The sequence below is a fragment of the Olivibacter sp. CPCC 100613 genome, assembly GCF_036959255.1.
Taxonomy (GTDB): Bacteria; Bacteroidota; Bacteroidia; order Sphingobacteriales; family Sphingobacteriaceae; genus Olivibacter.
This window is the reverse complement of record NZ_JAWMTI010000003.1, coordinates 410,986-427,896: the sequence shown is the minus strand read 5'-3', so window position 1 is coordinate 427,896 and position 16,911 is coordinate 410,986. Positions and strand designations below refer to the sequence as shown.

17 protein-coding genes are annotated in these 16,911 nt (G+C 38.8%); 12 read left to right on the top strand and 5 right to left on the bottom strand.

The annotated features are described in order from the left end of the window. Positions 1 to 18 precede the first annotated feature (18 nt). Positions 19 to 741: a bacillithiol biosynthesis deacetylase BshB1 gene (bshB1, locus tag RYH73_RS12815; protein WP_335313832.1), complete on the top strand. Its 723-nt coding sequence runs from the start codon at positions 19 to 21 to the stop codon at positions 739 to 741. An 84-nt stretch (positions 742 to 825) separates the two neighbouring features. Further along, entirely contained in the window at positions 826 to 2,184 is a 1,359-nt protein-coding gene (locus RYH73_RS12810) for an acyl-CoA dehydrogenase family protein (protein ID WP_335313831.1), read from the top strand. 5 nt (positions 2,185 to 2,189) lie between these two features. Here the strand turns inward: RYH73_RS12810 and RYH73_RS12805 are convergent, their stop codons facing one another. Continuing rightward, positions 2,190 to 3,227 carry an acyl-CoA reductase gene (locus RYH73_RS12805; RefSeq protein ID WP_335313830.1) on the bottom strand — a complete coding sequence of 346 codons (1,038 nt, stop codon included), beginning with the start codon at positions 3,225 to 3,227 and terminating at the stop codon, positions 2,190 to 2,192. 137 nt (positions 3,228 to 3,364) lie between these two features. Between RYH73_RS12805 and RYH73_RS12800 the strand changes: the two genes are divergently transcribed. Next, positions 3,365 to 3,718: a 4Fe-4S dicluster domain-containing protein gene (locus tag RYH73_RS12800; RefSeq protein ID WP_335313829.1), complete on the top strand. Its 354-nt coding sequence runs from the start codon at positions 3,365 to 3,367 to the stop codon at positions 3,716 to 3,718. 61 nt (positions 3,719 to 3,779) lie between these two features. Here the strand turns inward: RYH73_RS12800 and RYH73_RS12795 are convergent, their stop codons facing one another. Continuing rightward, positions 3,780 to 4,268: a universal stress protein gene (locus RYH73_RS12795; protein ID WP_335313828.1), complete on the bottom strand. Its 489-nt coding sequence runs from the start codon at positions 4,266 to 4,268 to the stop codon at positions 3,780 to 3,782. A gap of 133 nt (positions 4,269 to 4,401) precedes the next feature. Between RYH73_RS12795 and RYH73_RS12790 the strand changes: the two genes are divergently transcribed. Continuing rightward, positions 4,402 to 5,184, top strand: a complete 783-nt coding sequence (locus RYH73_RS12790; protein ID WP_335313827.1) for a C40 family peptidase — start codon at positions 4,402 to 4,404, stop codon at positions 5,182 to 5,184. A 38-nt stretch (positions 5,185 to 5,222) separates the two neighbouring features. Here the strand turns inward: RYH73_RS12790 and RYH73_RS12785 are convergent, their stop codons facing one another. The 3 genes from RYH73_RS12785 to RYH73_RS12775 form a co-directional block, all read right to left on the bottom strand. Continuing rightward, positions 5,223 to 6,614: an arginine decarboxylase gene (locus tag RYH73_RS12785; protein WP_335313826.1), complete on the bottom strand. Its 1,392-nt coding sequence runs from the start codon at positions 6,612 to 6,614 to the stop codon at positions 5,223 to 5,225. A 100-nt stretch (positions 6,615 to 6,714) separates the two neighbouring features. Further along, positions 6,715 to 7,641 carry a citrulline utilization hydrolase CtlX gene (ctlX, locus tag RYH73_RS12780; protein ID WP_335313825.1) on the bottom strand — a complete coding sequence of 309 codons (927 nt, stop codon included), beginning with the start codon at positions 7,639 to 7,641 and terminating at the stop codon, positions 6,715 to 6,717. A gap of 7 nt (positions 7,642 to 7,648) precedes the next feature. Continuing rightward, entirely contained in the window at positions 7,649 to 9,076 is a 1,428-nt protein-coding gene (locus RYH73_RS12775) for an arginine deiminase family protein (protein ID WP_335313824.1), read from the bottom strand. 154 nt (positions 9,077 to 9,230) lie between these two features. On the opposite strand from RYH73_RS12775, the gene argS reads away from it, so the two are divergent. The 8 genes from argS to mnhG all read left to right on the top strand — a co-directional run bounded on the left by argS (position 9,231) and on the right by mnhG (position 16,892). Beyond that, a complete protein-coding gene (argS, locus tag RYH73_RS12770; protein ID WP_335313823.1) occupies positions 9,231 to 11,000 on the top strand; it encodes an arginine--tRNA ligase in 1,770 nt (589 codons plus the stop codon). A 69-nt stretch (positions 11,001 to 11,069) separates the two neighbouring features. Further along, positions 11,070 to 13,364, top strand: coding sequence for a hydrogen gas-evolving membrane-bound hydrogenase subunit E (gene mbhE, locus RYH73_RS12765; protein WP_335313822.1), 2,295 nt, complete (start codon positions 11,070 to 11,072; stop codon positions 13,362 to 13,364). After that, positions 13,361 to 13,768, top strand: a complete 408-nt coding sequence (locus RYH73_RS12760; protein ID WP_335313821.1) for an MnhB domain-containing protein — start codon at positions 13,361 to 13,363, stop codon at positions 13,766 to 13,768. Before mbhE ends, RYH73_RS12760 begins: the two co-directional genes overlap by 4 nt. 4 nt (positions 13,769 to 13,772) lie before the next feature. Beyond that, entirely contained in the window at positions 13,773 to 14,126 is a 354-nt protein-coding gene (locus RYH73_RS12755) for an NADH-quinone oxidoreductase subunit K (protein ID WP_335313820.1), read from the top strand. After that, positions 14,116 to 15,639, top strand: a complete 1,524-nt coding sequence (locus RYH73_RS12750) for a proton-conducting transporter transmembrane domain-containing protein (RefSeq protein WP_335313819.1) — start codon at positions 14,116 to 14,118, stop codon at positions 15,637 to 15,639. The genes RYH73_RS12755 and RYH73_RS12750 overlap by 11 nt, the downstream gene beginning before the upstream one ends. After that, entirely contained in the window at positions 15,636 to 16,265 is a 630-nt protein-coding gene (locus RYH73_RS12745) for a Na+/H+ antiporter subunit E (protein ID WP_335313818.1), read from the top strand. Before RYH73_RS12750 ends, RYH73_RS12745 begins: the two co-directional genes overlap by 4 nt. Further along, on the top strand, positions 16,262 to 16,537 hold the full coding sequence (locus RYH73_RS12740; protein WP_335313817.1) for a monovalent cation/H+ antiporter complex subunit F: 276 nt from the start codon (positions 16,262 to 16,264) through the stop codon (positions 16,535 to 16,537). Before RYH73_RS12745 ends, RYH73_RS12740 begins: the two co-directional genes overlap by 4 nt. Next, positions 16,530 to 16,892 (top strand): monovalent cation/H(+) antiporter subunit G, encoded by a 363-nt coding sequence (gene mnhG / locus RYH73_RS12735; protein WP_335313816.1) that lies wholly within the window; start codon positions 16,530 to 16,532, stop codon positions 16,890 to 16,892. Before RYH73_RS12740 ends, mnhG begins: the two co-directional genes overlap by 8 nt. Positions 16,893 to 16,911 lie beyond the last annotated feature (19 nt).

Below are 16,911 nucleotides of genomic sequence, written 5' to 3'. Positions count from 1 at the left end.
GATAAAAAACAATAAAACGTGAAACTAGATATATTAGTGATTACCGTACATCCCGATGATGCGGAGCTAGGATGTTCGGGTACCATTTTAAAACATGTTGCACTTGGCAAAAAAGTGGGTGTTGTTGATTTAACACGAGGTGAATTGGGAACGCGCGGCACTGTTGAAAGTAGGGCGGAGGAGGCTGCCGAATCAAGTGCGTTGCTTGGATTGAGCATAAGAGAGAATTTAGGTTTGCGGGATGGCTTTTTTAAAAATGAGGAATATGAGCAGTTGGAACTAATTAAAGCGATCAGGAAATACCAGCCTGAGATTATTATTGGGAATGCACTTTATGATCGCCATCCCGACCACGGTCGAGCAGGCGAATTAATAAATGATAGTTGTTTTTTGTCCGGGTTACGTCGAATTGAAACGAAATCGGGGGAAAGCTATCAGGCTCCGCATCGTCCGAGACTTCTTTTGCAGCTCATCCAAGATCAGTATATTAAACCCGATATTGTTGTAGATGTGAGCGATTACTGGGATAAAAAACTTGCAAGTATCCGTGCCTTTAAGTCTCAATTTTTTAACGAAAATTATGATACCGAAGAACCCCAGACGTATATATCCAATCCAGCATTTTTGAAAGTGATTGAGGCGAGAGCAATCGAATATGGCAAATATATCGGTGCTAAATATGCAGAAGGTTTTACATGCAGGAGATTGTTGGGTGTTGATAATCTTTTCGATTTGCGTTAGATCCTTAACTTTATTCTTTGCCGACAACTCTTCGCGTTAAACAGTTCGGTGTGTATTTTGTTATCATCTTTAAAAACTGGAAATATGTCAAACACGTTCACTAAAATAAAGCAGGCTTTTAACCTCTTCAAACATATCGACTTCGATCAGTTGTCAAGGATTGCACAGAAAGTCGATCTTGCCAAAGTAATGGATGGCTTTTCGAGGCTGGACGATAACCAATTGAAAGGATTGTTAAAGATGATGGATGGCGGTTCAAAAAAGAGAGACTTGCCTCCGATTAATGGGGATTTTTATGAACTGAGCGAACGGTTAAGCGTTGAGGATCGCGCTCTGCAGCTTCAAATTCGCGAATTTATGGAACGTGAAGTGAAACCATTGGTCAATAAATACTGGTTGCATGACGAGTTTCCGTTTGAATTGATACCTAAATTTGGTGAATTAGGTTTGGCAGGTATCACATATGATGGTTATGGCTGTCCCAACAAGTCATTTCTCATGGAGGGTGTGTTGGCGATGGAAATGGCCCGTGTAGATGCCTCTATTGCTACCTTTTTTGGTGTCCAAAGTGGTTTGGCGATGGGTTCAATTTATCTATGTGGCTCAGAAGAACAAAAGCAGGAGTGGTTACCTCAAATGAACAAAATGCAAAAAATAGGTGCGTTTGGATTAACAGAACCGGAAGTTGGTTCAGGAGCGGCCGGTGGTTTGACCACTACCTGTAAACGAACGGCAAGAGGATGGCTGCTAAACGGTCAAAAAAAGTGGATTGGTAATGCCACCTTTGCGGATCTGATCGTAATATGGGCCCGTGACCTTGATGATGGACAGGTAAAAGGTTTTATTTTAAAGAAAGATACACCTGGGTTTTTCGTTGAAAAAATAAAGGGGAAAATGGCGCTACGGATTGTTCAAAACGGCCTAATAACATTAAAAGATTGCTTGATTGAAGAAAAAGATCGGCTGCCACAGGCTAATTCGTTTAAAGACACCGCGAATGTACTGCGTATGACACGTGCAGGTGTGGCTTGGATGGCTGTTGGATGTGCTCGGGGAGCTTATGAAAGTGCGTTGGATTATACGCGGAAAAGAAAACAGTTTGGTAAACCCATAGCCTCTTTTCAATTAATACAGAATCATTTGGTAGAGATGCTTTCTAATTTGACGGCTATGCAAACGCTGGTTTTTCGACTATCCGAATTGCAGGATGCAGGACAATTAAAAGACGAACACGCTTCATTGGCAAAAGTCTTTTGTTCACTGAGGACGCGCGACATTGTGAGTCAGGCTCGCGAGGTAATGGGAGGGAACGGTATTCTCTTAGAACATGATGTAGCCCGTTTTGTTGCCGATGCAGAAGCAATCTACTCTTACGAGGGGACCAAAGAAATTAATTCGCTTATTGTTGGGCGAGCAATTACCGGTATGAGCGCATTCGTTTAACGTTTTTACTTATTACGTATTAAAAAATCCAGTGTATTAACACCGTCGGCATAATCGTTCAGTGCGGGCTGCTGACTGTGGCCCAAAGGAAAAGAAGGGGCGATGGTGAATAATTTTCTGTTGCTTACAATGCATTGTATTTCCTCGTTCCGCTTATCTAACTGCGCGGTCAAACCTTCTATATTATCGTAATATTCATAATAAAGCACCGCTAATGGAGACGCTAGACGTTCATCTTCTTTGAGCAGCAGGAATCCATTATCATAATGCTTGTCGCCATTCACCAGATAAATGGATTTATTATAGTCGTAGTTATTGTGGTATTTAAAGTGATTGATCATGTTGTTGAAAGCCTCGATTGCTTCAAAAAAACAACTAATTTCATAGTCTTTTGGGAAATAAAGTTTCGATACATTTCTACATCCCAAACCGTAATAGTCAAAGAGATCATGACCAATAGGTTCCAACTCAGCTTTGGTTTCGTCTCCCCAAATAATTGCTACGCTATTTCTATTTTTTCTAATGATATGGGGTACGTTCTTGAAATAATACTCAAAATAACGAGCGGTGTTATTGCTCCCGGTCGCAATAATCAAGTCGAAATTTTGAAGTCGATCGACAAAAGTAATTCGCTCTTCAAACGCAGGTTCAAATTCAATTAACTTGTTCAATAAGTGAGGTGTCAAATGCTTGTCATCAGAAGAAAGCTTTATTTGTACATTAAGACCCGCAATAAGTACTGATAATACATCGTGAAAACCAACCAAAGGAATGTTCCCCGCCAGTACGAGCCCTACCGTCTTATCCACAAGGGAGTCAATTTCAGGTAGATAGGGCTGTATCCACGTTGTTAAGGTAGATTCAGTTAAGTTTTTTGCGATAGCGTCTATTGCCTTTTTTGTATTGGCGGGTGTGAACCAGCTATTGTGACGTCCTGCGAGTTCAATAAGTGCATGTAAATCATTCGGCTCCGAGCTTAAGTAGTGACCTAAAGCACAGAAAGCTGCGATACGTTGATGGCTTGTCAAATTGTAATTCTTCAAGGGGGAAAAACTATTTAAATGTTATATTTGCAATAAAAATACTACCATATTTAACAAAAATCTACTAAATTTGTAGTTTATTGTTGAAGAAGTAATATTTGCAAAAATAAAGTATAAACGGATTTTTTAAGAAGATAATGGCAATTAAAATTACTGACGAGTGTATAAACTGCGGAGCTTGTGAACCGGAATGCCCTAACAATGCGATATACGATGCAGGTATGGCATGGCGTTTTTCTGATGGAACCGAGCTGCAGGGTGTGATTGATTTTGGAGATGGCACTACGCTAGATGCTGATGAAGCGCAAGAAGCTTTGTCAGACGAAATTTACTATATAGTATCCGATAAGTGTACAGAATGTGTTGGTTTTCATGATGAACCACAATGTGCAGCCGTATGCCCTGTAGATTGTTGTGTAGATGATGAGGATGTACGTGAAACACAGGAAGAATTACTAGCCAAAAAAGCGTGGCTTCATGCAGAAGGTTAGGCATAAATTGAGAAAGAGCAGGGAAATAGTTTTTACGACCTGCTCTTTGTGAATTTTTTTTCTAATCTTCGTCTTTATAGGGGACGATTACGACCGGGCAAATAGCGTGTCTCGCAACCCCCTCAGATACACTTCCCGAAATAAAATGATCGAATCCTGTTCGTCCATGAGTTCCAAGTACAATGAGGTCTGCCTGCCATTCATTAGCGGCTTCCAATATCTCCTTTCGCGCTTGGCCCAATCTACTAATCTTTGTTACGTTTTGTTCGCCATTTGGCCAAAGCGTAGCTAATCTACTTAATAGATCTGCTGAAGCTTGTTCCTGAACTTCATTGATTTCAGGTATATATACCGGATTGACACCCATTATTGGGTCTACAGCGCCATAAGTGCTACTTGTTGGTGGATCTATAACATGCACCAAAGCTACCTGACCATTGAAAGCCTGCGCCAAATGATAACCATAACGAACCGCTTTTTCAGAATATTTACTGTCTTCAACGGCAATTAAAATGCGCTGTGTTCTTATTATTGATGGTGAATCTGCCATAGTTCTTTTTATCTTGTTAAAGTATAACACTTAATATAGATGAAAGTTTTTTAAGTGCTGATCATACATAAAAACTGATTGTATAGTAGATGCATTTTATCTAAGTTTGTATTAACAATGATTTGTGTGTACCATGGTGTATGGAATTTGTAACTTACCCGTCATCCCTGTCCGGGCTGACGTCGGTAACAAAAGCGAAATTGTTTCTCAATTACTGTTTGGCGAAGTTTTTGAAGTGCTAGATAAAAAAGCTGAGTACCTATATGTAAAAATGGGATACGATGATTATGAGGGATGGATTGATAGCAGGCAACAGACTTCACTGTCTGTAGATGATTTTAACGTGATCAAAAATGAAGAACAGCATATAGCCGACTTATCTACACATGCAATGTTGCTTAAGTTGGGTAAGGAAGAAAGTCTTCATTTGCTGCCGGGGAGTAACTTGCCTTTTTTGGATAATGACAGCTTCAGTATCAACGAGACAGATTATCTTTTCTTAGGTTTATCCCGACTACCTGATTTAGAAGACTTTGAACAAGAAGCAGAAGATGTGCTTAGATTTTACCTAAACGCCCCATATCTATGGGGAGGTAGATCTGTTTTTGGAATAGATTGTTCAGGATACGTGCAATTATTTTATAAACATTTCGGTGTTCGTTTAAAAAGAGACGCTTGGCAGCAGGCAAAACAAGGAAAGGTTATTGACTTTCTTCAAGAAAGCAAATTAGGAGATTTAGCCTTTTTTGATAATGAGGAGGGGGAAATTATTCATGTTGGGATTTTACTAAACGAATCGGAAATTATCCATGCATCTGGTAGGGTAAGAATTGATCAGATTGATAATACCGGGATATTTTCAAGAGAGCTCGATAAGTATACACACAAGCTTAGAATCGTTAAAAGACTTGTATAAGCTAGCTGGAACAAACCAGCCAGCTAGCCTTTATCGTGTTAGTGATAGCCCAATATCTTTAATACTTGTTTAGAATTTTGCTCTTCACCGAACACTTCAAAGTTGAAAGTTTCATCTCTATTTCGGCGGATAATAACATGCTTAGGAGAGGGGAGTAAGCAATGGTGTATGCCTCCATAGCCACTTAATACTTCTTGGTAAGCACCTGTATGAAAGAATCCTAAATATTGTACTTTTCTTGTTTTGGGCATGAATACATTGTTCATATGGGCTTCCTGATTGTAGTAATCTTGTCCGTCACAGGTAATGCCTCCTAAGTTCACCCGTTCATATTCCGAATCCCAGTTATTTATCGGCAAAAGAATATATTTTTGATTCAGTGCCCATACGTCTGGTAAATTTGTAATAAAAGATCCGTCAAGCATTAGCCATTTTTCGCGATCATTTTGCTGTTTTCTTCCCAATACTTTATAGAGGATACCTGAAGCTTCAGCGACGGTATATTTACCAAATTCAGTGATGATATCCGGTTCCATTACTTCATGTAATGCACAAATCTCCTTGATTCGATTGACAATTTCGTTAACCATGTATTCATAATCAAAATCGTGCACTAATGAATCTTTAAATGGCATACCACCGCCGATATCTAGCGTGTCCAAATCAGGATTTATTTTTTTGAACTTGCAATAAAGTGTTACATATTTTTCTAGCTCATTCCAATAATAAGGTGTATCGGAGATGCCGGAGTTAATGAAAAAATGTAGTAATTTCACTTTGAAGTTGGGGTTGGATACAACCTTGTTATTATAAAAATCGATTACATCCTCCATACGGATACCTAACCTGGATGTATAAAATTGGGAGTCGGGCTGCTCTTCTGCTGCAATCCGAATACCAAGATTGCAAGGCTCGTCAAGCTCGACTTCATCATCATAGAGGTTAAATTCTTCCTTATTATCTAGAACAGGTATAATGTTTTTAAAGCCGTCATGGAGCATGTCAACAATATATTGTTTATATTGAAAAGTCTTAAACCCATTACAAATGACGGTAATATCCTTTGCAACGACTCCCTTTTTTTCTAAAGCATCGATCATAGGCATATCGAAAGCTGAAGATGTTTCTAAGTGGATATCGTTTTTAAGGGCTTCTTCTACCACATGTCTGAAATGTGAACTCTTTGTACAATAACAGTATTTGTAGGACCCGCGATAATTGTTTTTCAAAATAGCCGTTTGAAAGAGGATTTTAGCCTGTTGGATCTTTTTACTGATGATAGGTAGATAGGTAAATCTTAGCGGCGTTCCGTAAGTTTCTATCATTTCCATTAAATTCAGATCGTGAAAGTATAGTTCATCATCAATGATGTCAAATCCGTCTTGCGGAAAACCAACACTTAGGTCAAGAAATTCCTGATAGCTTTGCATTTATCTTCGTTAAAAATTTTTGCAAAAATGTAATTTTAAATCGATATATAGCATCAGATTTTTATAAAATTGATGTCAAGAAAATAAGAAATCTTTTACGCTATGACGCGGGACGTTTTTTTAGAGGCAAAAATATTTCTGCGATCATGCATCTGGCACTTCCTCCACCATTTTTTTCAATGACATCAAGGGGGGAATAAAGCAACTGCGCATGTTTTTCCAGGCATTTCAACTGTTTTTTATTCAGCGATAAATATGCTTGTTCAGACATAACTAACAGCGGTTGATCGTATTTGTTTTTTATTTGTAACATGTTGCCGGCGAAATGTTCCATTTGGTCAAAGGATATATTTATGATCTCTTTTCCATGTCGTCTCAAATTTTTTATCAGTCGATCCTTCTCACTAACAGATTTTATCGCTTCGCCACAAATAACGGTGAAGTTGTCGCCCATACACATCATCACGTTGGTATGATAGATTGGAAATCCTTTTCTATCCTGTGCTTTAAAATATAATGGATTGTACCCTAGATTTTTACAGAATTCATATAAAATTTTAGTGGAACTTCTTGCAGATGTACACATGTAAGTAACACGGTTTTGTCGATCCAATATCATACTGCCCGTGCCCTCCAAGAAAAGATCTTTCTGCTCAAAATAAGTCAGGTCAACGGTGTTTTTTAACTCATATTTATTCGAAAGTATGTCGATGATGTCTTGCCTTCTTTCTTTTCTACGATTTTTGGAAAACATTGGATAAAGTACGATCGATCCATCTTCGTGAAAAGATATCCAGTTGTTTGGAAAAATTGAATCAGGTGTATAGGTCTCCAATGTGTCTTCAAAAACCTGTACGTTAACGTTGTTATTTTCCAATAGGGCAAGCATTTTGTCAAATTGGATCAAGGCAAGCTTCTGCACATCAATGTCCTTTGTCGCTTGCTGAAATCTGTTGTTAACAGCTGTCTCTTCATTGTATTTGAAGTTCACAGGCTTAATCATCATAATATGACTTGTGAGGCTCATGAAGTATCTAATCAATATGATCTCTTAATAAAGGTAAACTCATGCAGTGGAAGCCACCACGTGCTCTTGACAACTCTGCCGAAGGTAGGAGAATGAGCGTATCTTTTATTTCATTTATATTCAGTGTTTTACAGTCTAGCTCTTTTAGAAGTGTGGCAACATCTTTAATCTGAAAACCTTTTTCCAAAAAAGCTTGAATCGTTTTGTCATTCCGATCATAACCAAGCACTACGCCTTCTTTTAAAGCAAGTAAATTGCAGGAGTCTGTCCATTGTTCTCGAGCATCGAAGGGAAAGATATTGTTACCACTATAAATAAACTGTGTTTCCTCTGTACTGTTCAGGTCATTTTTACTTATATCATTCAGGAGTTCTTCTAGCGATAAAAAGCGCTTGGGCTTTTGGCTTTTATCACTATAAAATTGAATAATTTCCATTGTTTGCTGTTCAGGTGTTGTGAAGAAGTTAAGTGGTTCGTCCTTATTTGGTGCTGGTTTAGCGACCGATGCCAACAGTGTCCACACATTACGTTTTACTTGTGTAAAGATTGTGTCTATATGCATAAAGTCACGTTTTGCCGGAATCTTAACAATGGTTATCTTCTTCACAACTCCGTGTTCGAAAAGCAATTTGACTGCTTCGTTAGCCCCGTGGGGGGAGGTGCGTTCACTGCAACCAATGAGTACATGCTGCGGACTCACGACCATAACGTCACCGCCCTCTAATGTAGCGCGTTGCTCTTCGTCTTCACCGGGGCGAAGGAAATGTTGGATGGGGTCAGGAATCTCGAGAATAGTTTCTTGAAAATCCTTGAAAATCGCATGGTTAAAAAATATATACCGCATAATCATGCTTTCACGACCTCGTGCTTTTTTTGCGGGCTTGTTTAGCAAAATAAAATGGTTGATAACAATACCCAAATCGCGCGTGAAAATAAGATTGGGAATAGGAGCGAAAATCATGTGCTCGTCGTCGAGCGAGCCGGATAGAATGATTTTTGCCAATTTAACGGCGTCTTTTTTTGATAAGATTTGTTGCAACCGATAATTGCATCCCTCAATAGCGCAAACCGCCGCAACGAGATTGGCTTTGATAGAAGGGTTTCGTAATATATCAGCCAGCAGCGACTGTACTTCAATTACCTTGTCAGAGCGATGAAATCCGCTTGCATCTGGTTTGAAAAACGCTCGATCTTGCTCGGGTTCGTCAATGTATTGCAACTTTCCTTTTATCTTTTCCGCATCTAAAAAGTATAACAATAGCTTTATATAATAATCATATTCTCCTCTTCTCAAAGTATTTAAATGTACGATGTCTTCAAAAAGCCAATCTTGGGCCTTCGATGGGACTACTTGCCCTAACCCGCTATCCGGGCTATGGACGAGTAATTTGCGGAGTGTGCCAATTTCCGAATTGACGTTAATAAGTGGTTTCATGTGTGATTTATATGAATCGGTTCGTATACAGGTCATGGATATTTAATATCTCAGACCGGAAATGCATACATGTAGCTCGCTATAGTGTGCATTTCTGCAAATTAGGGTTTATTTTTTAAATATAAAATTCCGATATTTTCTCTAAGTTTGGCCCATGAATTTTATTGCATCATTAACTATTCAGGCTGTAAAAGAATTATATCAAGTAAATATTGAAGAAAATTCTGTTAACTTGCAGGAAACCAGGAAAGAATTTGAAGGACAAATTACAATTGTAACGTTTCCGTTTACCAAATATTCTAAGAAGTCTCCCGAACAAACGGGTAGTGAAATTGGTGAGTATTTGATTTCTCATGCAGCTGAAGTAGGGTCATATAACGTAATTAAGGGATTTTTAAATTTGAGTTTGACCAATTCTTTTTGGCTACAACTCCTTGATAGAACAATTTTGAAGCCTCATTTTGGAACGATTCCAAAAAATGGAAAACGCGTTATGGTTGAGTATTCTTCTCCGAATACCAACAAACCACTACATTTAGGACATGTGCGAAACAATTTACTTGGTTTTTCAGTTGCTGCAATCCTTGAAGCTGCAGGTTATGAGGTTATAAAAACGAATCTGGTTAACGACCGAGGTATCCACATATGCAAGTCGATGCTAGCCTGGCAAAAATTCGGTAAAGGTGAGACCCCTGAATCTGCTGGATTAAAAGGTGATAAGCTTGTTGGTAATTATTATGTGCTTTTTGATAAAGAATATAAAAAGGAAGTAGATGCGCTAAAAACGGTTGGGAAAAATGATGAAGAGGCTAAGAGAGAAGCACCTCTTATGTTGGAGGCGCAAGAAATGCTTCGTAAATGGGAGGCAGGAGATGAGGGAGTAATGGATTTGTGGCGACGGATGAATGGTTGGGTTTACGATGGTTTCGAAGAGACTTATGAAAAAATGGGAATAACGTTTGATAAAGTCTACTATGAATCCAACACGTATCTCCTGGGAAAGGATATTATTGAAGAAGGTTTATCAAAGGGTGTGTTTTTTAGAAAGGAAGATAATTCTGTTTGGATCGACCTAACTGCTGACGGTCTAGATCAGAAACTTGTTTTACGGGGCGACGGCACCTCTGTTTATATTACACAGGACCTAGGTACCGCACAGTTGAAATACGATGATTATCGCATGGACAATTCCATTTACGTAGTCGGTAATGAGCAAGATTACCATTTTAAAGTACTATTTCTGATTTTGAAGAAATTGGGTAAATCGTGGGCTGAAGGCCTTTATCATCTTTCGTATGGTATGGTAGACTTGCCTTCAGGGAAAATGAAATCGAGGGAAGGGACGGTAGTGGATGCAGACGATTTGATGGCGGAGATGATTGACACGGCGAAATTAAGGACCGAAGAGCTGGGCAAGGTAGATGATTTTTCGACCGCAGAAAAAAGTATTTTATATGAAATGATTGGTTTGGGTGCTTTGAAGTATTTTCTTTTAAAGGTAGAGCCAAAGAAGCGATTGCTCTTCGATCCAAATGAATCAATCGATTTCCAAGGACATACAGGGCCGTTTATCCAATATACACATGCGCGTATAAAATCGGTTTTATCGAAAGGAGCTTATGGTAATACACCATTTAATGTGCAGCCGTTAAGTTTAGCAATATCAGAGCGTGATCTAATCAAGGAACTGGCGAAATTCACGGACATCATTAAAACAGCGGCAGCCGATTACAGCCCCGCGGTGATTGCTAATTATGTCTACGAAGTTGCAAAACTGTATAATAAATTCTACCACGAAGTATCTATTCTAAAAGCAGATGATATGGGTCTTAAAGAGTTCAGACTCAATCTGTCAGCAGCCACAGCGGGTGTTATACAAAAAGGAATGAACTTATTGGGAATCCAGGTCCCCGAACGTATGTAATGATCAATTTGTATTTAGGACTAACAAAACCGAAGATTTATTGTTGTTTCGTTAGTCCCTTACATACATATGATCCTAATTTTATCAATACTTGTTGTTTTAAGTTTTATATTCTTATTCTTTTACAAGTGCCAACCTGGCATCTTGGGCGGACTTGGCGTGTTGCTTGTGTTTGGCATATTCGCCTATTTCTGCACCTATATCCAAGCGATTATTCGCGGTGACAACGTGGCAGAAATGGTCTCCTGGGTACCTGAACTTCGTGTGAATATCCGTTTTTATTTAGATGGATTAAGCTTGTTCTTTGCTTTACTCATTAGTCTTTTTGGTTTTTTTATTCTTTTATATTCTATAGGATACATGCGAGGGAAATTGATGGCTAATCGCTATTTCTTTTACCTGATCCTATTTCTGACTTCAATGACAGGGCTTGTCCTTTCCGATCACTTGATTTTACTTTATGTGTTTTGGGAGATGACGAGTATATCGTCTTATTTTTTAATTACTTATAATAGTCACAAAAAGAAAGCACGCAATGCTGCTCTACAGGCTTTATTGGTTACAAACTTAGGAGGTCTCGCACTTTTTGCAGGATTACTGCTTCTTGGCCATCAATATGATAGCTTTTATCTGTCGACAATCGTTAGCAAGGCACCGGGTTTAACGGGTATGAACGCAGTCATATTGCTGATTTTGATCGGATGCTTTACCAAGTCGGCCCAATTTCCTTTTCATTTTTGGCTTCCGAATGCAATGGAAGCCCCCAGTCCTGTCAGCGCCTACCTCCATTCGGCCACGATGGTGAAGGCAGGTGTATTTCTCCTACTGCGTCTAAACCCTATTTTTTCAACAGATTTGTTGTGGCAGTCCGTTTTGTTGCTTATTGGGTCAATCACGATGCTATTAGGAGCTATTAATGCTATCAAGGCCTTCGATTTGAAGAGTATATTGGCTTCAATAACAATTAGTACGCTAGGGGTGCTAGTTGCGCTGATAGGTATTGGTACGGAGCGGGCATTGCAAGGGGCAATACTCTATCTAACTGTACATGCGCTTTATAAAGCTGTTTTATTCCTTGTTGCGGGCAATGTAGATAAACAAGTAGGCACAAGAGATGTAAGAAAGTTGTCCGGTTTATATCGACACATGCCGTTGACTGGATTAGCTACTTTATTAGCAGGATTAGCGCTTGCTGGTCTGCCGCCAGTGTTAGGTTTTGTTGTGAAGGAGCAATTGTATGGGGCTTTATTAGGAGATTTTTGGTATATGCGTGCATTCCTGACTGTTTTTGTTCTCACCAATGCAATCTATTTTATGCTGGCGATAAAATTATCCTACGGACTCTTCTTTGGTAAATCAGTTTTGCCTCAAGGAATCAAAGAGGTGTCTGTCATCATGTGGGTGCCACCCGTACTGCTGGCGGTCATCGGGCTTGGTTTAGGGCTAATTGGTGTTTATTTGGAAGCGTTTTTTACCGCCGTTAGTAAGGTAACAATGAATGGGTCCGGTGTGGAGGAAATCGACCTATCGTTTTGGCATGGGGTTAATATCGCCTTTATCCTAAGTATTCTAACTTGGTTAGCGGGCTTGATTTTTTATATAGCAGGGGGGCGGTTTAAGCAAAAGGCTCGTAAAGTTCGTTCCTTTTCTTTTGATCGTATGTATCAGGTGATCTTATTTCGTTTACAATCATTTGCCTTGTTGGTAACCCGGTTTTTTCAGCATGGGTTTTTGACTCGTTATTTAAAGGTGATATTCATCCTGCTTATTATTTTGCTGAGTTCGATGTATATAGAAGGACAACTTTTTTCCGAAATTCATTTTGATATTAAGAGAGGTACTTTCTCCGAGGTTTATGGATTTTTTCCTTTACTTCTTATTTTTACGGGTACGGTGTTCATTTTGAGGACTTCCTCACGTTTACGTATTTTGGTTTGTTTGAGTCTTGTCGGATATGGGATTGCTTTGTTTTACGCGGTATTTAGCGCTCCCGATGTTTCGATGACACAATTTTTGGTGGAGACGATAACTTTGGTGATTTTTACCATTGTGTTGAACCGATTGCCAAAAAGCGCCACCTTCCCGTTAGAGCCGCGAAAAATTTTAATAACCGGTGTTTCCATTGCGTTTGGTATTATCATGACTTTTATTCTGATAAGTGTGCAACAATATCCCTTAAATCCCGCACTGAAAGATTTTTATATTCAAAATAGCATTCCACGCGGGCACGGTGAAAATGTGGTAAATGTCATGCTTGTTGATTTTAGGGCATTCGATACCTTTGGCGAAATGGTTGTGTTAAGTATGACGGCATTAGGTGTTGTTGCACTTATTAACTTAAAATCAAAGGAGCGTAAGCTATGAGAACCACGATTTTGCAAGCTGCAGTTAAAGTATTGATGCCAATCTTTTTAATCTATTCGTTATACTTGTTATTTAGGGGGCATGACAGTCCAGGTGGTGGTTTTATAGCTGCTCTTGTATTGTCAATCGGACTGATTTTTCACATGATTGCTTTTGGGGTATCAACAACCCAGCGTACATATAAAATTGATACAATGATTTTAACGGCAGGCGGTTTGCTGCTCAGCTTTGTTTCCGCTACCTTATCGATATTCCTGGCTGGTGGTTTTTTTTATGCACTCTGGAGTGATATTAATATAAAGGGTATAGGAACAATAAGTTCAGTTCTATTATTTGATGTAGGAGTTTATATGGCGGTAACCGGAGCTATATTAAAAATTGCTTTTGCCATTTTTAAAAAATAAGAATATGATCATAGGTATTTCAATTTTGATCGGTTTTTTGTTCGCAGCAGGTGTCTATCTGTTGCTGCATAAAAGTTTTATGAAACTGATTACGGGGGTGATTCTGTTTGGAAACGCTTGCAATCTTTTTTTATTGGTTGCAGGTGGTTTGATAGACAGCCATCCAGCTTTTGTTTCGAAAGAACAAGGTGCTGTACCCATAGATGGTATGGCTGACCCCGTTCCTCAAGCTTTTATTCTTACAGCTATAGTGATCAGTTTGGGTGTTCAGGCGTTTGTAATTGTGTTGCTCAAAAGAATCTATCAAACCAGTCATACTAATAATTTAGATGCTTTAACGGATACAGATGATGTTTAACACCGGTTCTGTTTACTATATGATCGTCCCACTGTTAAGCTTCATGTTGGGAGGAACGCTGTGTTTATTATTTTACAAACAAGTGAAGGTACAGCGGGGTGTTGTTTTGGCTTCGAGCCTAATTGCTTTGATCGGAGGCGTTAAGCTGGTAGGGATATTAGCGCATGACGAATACGTAACAATGCAGGTTGGTGGATGGGAAGCTCCGTACGGTATTACGTTACTTGCGGATCGATTTGCCGGTTTGATGATAACTATGACAGCCTTGCTTTCGGTTAGTGCTGCTCTATTTTCTTTTTCTAACGTTATGAATACGAAAAAGAAACAAATCGGTTTCTACCCGGCTTTTATGTTTATGTTGGCCGGTATAACGGGGGCCTTTTTGACGGGAGACTTGTTTAACTTGTATGTGTGGTTCGAAGTAATGTTGATATCGTCGTTTGTGCTTATAACGTTAGGTAGTAGAAGGGATCAATTACAAGGGGGAATTAAATATGTGATTATTAATTTTATTGCTTCCTCCTTCCTGTTACTGGCTATCGGCATACTTTATGGTACAACCGGTAGTACAAATCTTGCTGCATTGGCTGAAAGTTTGCGAGACCCCGCTCTTCAAGCTGTGACACAACTTGCGGCTATTTTATTATTGGTAAGTTTTGGAATTAAAGCTGCCTTATTTCCGTTTTATTTTTGGTTACCGGCTTCCTACCATACATCGCCTATAGCCGTTACGGCGATTATTGCCGGTTTGTTAACAAAGGTGGGTGTATATACCATGATCCGAACCTTTACGCTCCTATTTCCTCTTCATCAATATCGATATTTACAGGATTTTATGCTGATTAGCTCCTGTCTTACGATGCTGGTTGGTGTGCTTGGAGCTATTGCTCAACAGGATATAAGAAAAGTGTTGGCCTATAACTTAATCAGTAAAATAGGATTTATACTCTATGGTCTAGCCATATATACCTCTGCGGCCATCGCTGGAGCTATTTTTTATACTTTGCACCATATGCTTGTTAAAACTAATCTCTTTTTTACAGCGGGTATTATAGGAAAAGTAACGGGTTCTTATCGGATGAAAGAGATCAGTGGGCTATACGATCACTTTCCTTGTTTGTCTTTTCTCTTTTTTATCCTTATACTGGCACTGGTTGGAATACCGCCATTCTCGGGTTTTTGGGCTAAGCTTATGTTGGTTGATGCAGGATTGCTAGCACATGAATATCGATCCGTTGCTCTATTGTTAATAACAAGTTTATTAACCTTATACTCGATGATACGCATTTGGAAAAAATGTTTCTTAACAAAACTTGATGTTAAATCGCAACAATTAATCCCGGAACGTGTTTTTCTAAAACAATATTATCATGTATATGTGGCCAGCATTTTTTTGTTTTTTGTAACCTTATGGATTAGTTTTAATCCGTCTTGGCTAATCGAGTATACACAAAAGGCTGCGGAACAAATATTGATGCCTAGCAGCTATATTAAGGCTGTGATGCAGCGATGAATTTATTAACATGGGAAACAACGTATGAATTCCTTAATAAAGATGATATGGTGATTTTATTTGTTATACATCTGCTATTCAGCTTTTATGGAAGCTATTTGGTGCTTGAAAAAATTTCCTTTGTACCTGAGACAGCAGGAGGCGCCGTATTTGCTTTCCTTTTTTTCTATACCATGTTTTGGTTGGTATTGTCTGTCTTTCACCGTCGTTATTTTACGTTGGTGATTCAATTAATGCGCTTGCTGAGATATTTTATAAAAGAATTTGTCCGCTCCAACGTGCGGCTAACAAAAGAAATTATTACACCAAGAATTAACATACAACCGGCCGTGGTAAAGGTGCCTTTAACACTTCAGTCCGATATGGATGTGATGATTCTTACTAATATTTCAAATCTTACTCCGGGCACTTTGATTGTTGGGATTTCTGAAGATAAACGGTATTTATTTGTGCATACCATTTACTTGGAAGGTGGATCGTTGTCAAGCTTCAAGTACCATATGCAGGAGGGATTTGAAAAGAAATTGCTTCAGATTACCGCCCTATCCAAAGATGTCAAAATACCCCGGGCCGCCTCAAAGATGAGCGACAAGTCCAAAGAAATAAATAAAACGAAAAAACGATGACTATTTTTTCATACATCTTACTGTTTTGTGTCTGCTTACTAGCACTTTCTGTATTATTGGCATTATATCGATTTATTGTCGGGCCGAGTGTGGCAGATCGACTATCTGCTTTAGATCTGATAGCTGCCTATTTAATTGGCTTATTAGTAATATATGTAATGTACACGGATAAGCTCATCTTTTTTGATGTTGCCTTAGTTTTTTCGCTGATCGCATTTCTAGGGGCAATATCGTTTGCCTATTACCTTGTAAATCAAAAAAAACATGAATGATTTAACGTTGCTTATAAGCGCTTTCTTAATTGTACTTGGCTCCCTAACGATGTTTGTTTCAGCAATCGGTTTATTGCGGTTACCCGACTTTTATAGTAGACTGTCAGCTGTTACAAAGAACTCAACACTTGGCGTACTTTTGATTATAACTGCAGCTGTATTTTATTTTAATAATATCGAAGTATTATTAAAAGGGCTTGGTATTATGTTCTTTATAGCGTTAACTGCACCAACAGCGGCCTATGTAATAGCGAAAGCCGCTATTCATATAAATGTGCCCTTTTGGGATAAAACAGATTTGGAAGATTTTCAGGATCAGGATAAGAACCGCTCAAATAATGATACCAATAGTTGACATTTTGCTTTTTCAATCG

Coding starts and splice junctions, on each gene's coding strand:
- RYH73_RS12750 (WP_335313819.1), top strand. CDS start 14,116: ATGATGTTTAACACCGGTTCTGTTTACTATATGATCGTCCCACTGTTA.
- RYH73_RS12795 (WP_335313828.1), bottom strand. CDS start 4,268: ATGGCAGATTCACCATCAATAATAAGAACACAGCGCATTTTAATTGCC.
- RYH73_RS12745 (WP_335313818.1), top strand. CDS start 15,636: ATGAATTTATTAACATGGGAAACAACGTATGAATTCCTTAATAAAGAT.
- RYH73_RS12775 (WP_335313824.1), bottom strand. CDS start 9,076: ATGAAACCACTTATTAACGTCAATTCGGAAATTGGCACACTCCGCAAA.
- RYH73_RS12790 (WP_335313827.1), top strand. CDS start 4,402: ATGGTGTATGGAATTTGTAACTTACCCGTCATCCCTGTCCGGGCTGAC.
- RYH73_RS12800 (WP_335313829.1), top strand. CDS start 3,365: ATGGCAATTAAAATTACTGACGAGTGTATAAACTGCGGAGCTTGTGAA.
- RYH73_RS12810 (WP_335313831.1), top strand. CDS start 826: ATGTCAAACACGTTCACTAAAATAAAGCAGGCTTTTAACCTCTTCAAA.
- mbhE (WP_335313822.1), top strand. CDS start 11,070: ATGATCCTAATTTTATCAATACTTGTTGTTTTAAGTTTTATATTCTTA.
- RYH73_RS12755 (WP_335313820.1), top strand. CDS start 13,773: ATGATCATAGGTATTTCAATTTTGATCGGTTTTTTGTTCGCAGCAGGT.
- RYH73_RS12740 (WP_335313817.1), top strand. CDS start 16,262: ATGACTATTTTTTCATACATCTTACTGTTTTGTGTCTGCTTACTAGCA.
- RYH73_RS12785 (WP_335313826.1), bottom strand. CDS start 6,614: ATGCAAAGCTATCAGGAATTTCTTGACCTAAGTGTTGGTTTTCCGCAA.
- ctlX (WP_335313825.1), bottom strand. CDS start 7,641: ATGAGCCTCACAAGTCATATTATGATGATTAAGCCTGTGAACTTCAAA.
- mnhG (WP_335313816.1), top strand. CDS start 16,530: ATGAATGATTTAACGTTGCTTATAAGCGCTTTCTTAATTGTACTTGGC.
- RYH73_RS12760 (WP_335313821.1), top strand. CDS start 13,361: ATGAGAACCACGATTTTGCAAGCTGCAGTTAAAGTATTGATGCCAATC.
- argS (WP_335313823.1), top strand. CDS start 9,231: ATGAATTTTATTGCATCATTAACTATTCAGGCTGTAAAAGAATTATAT.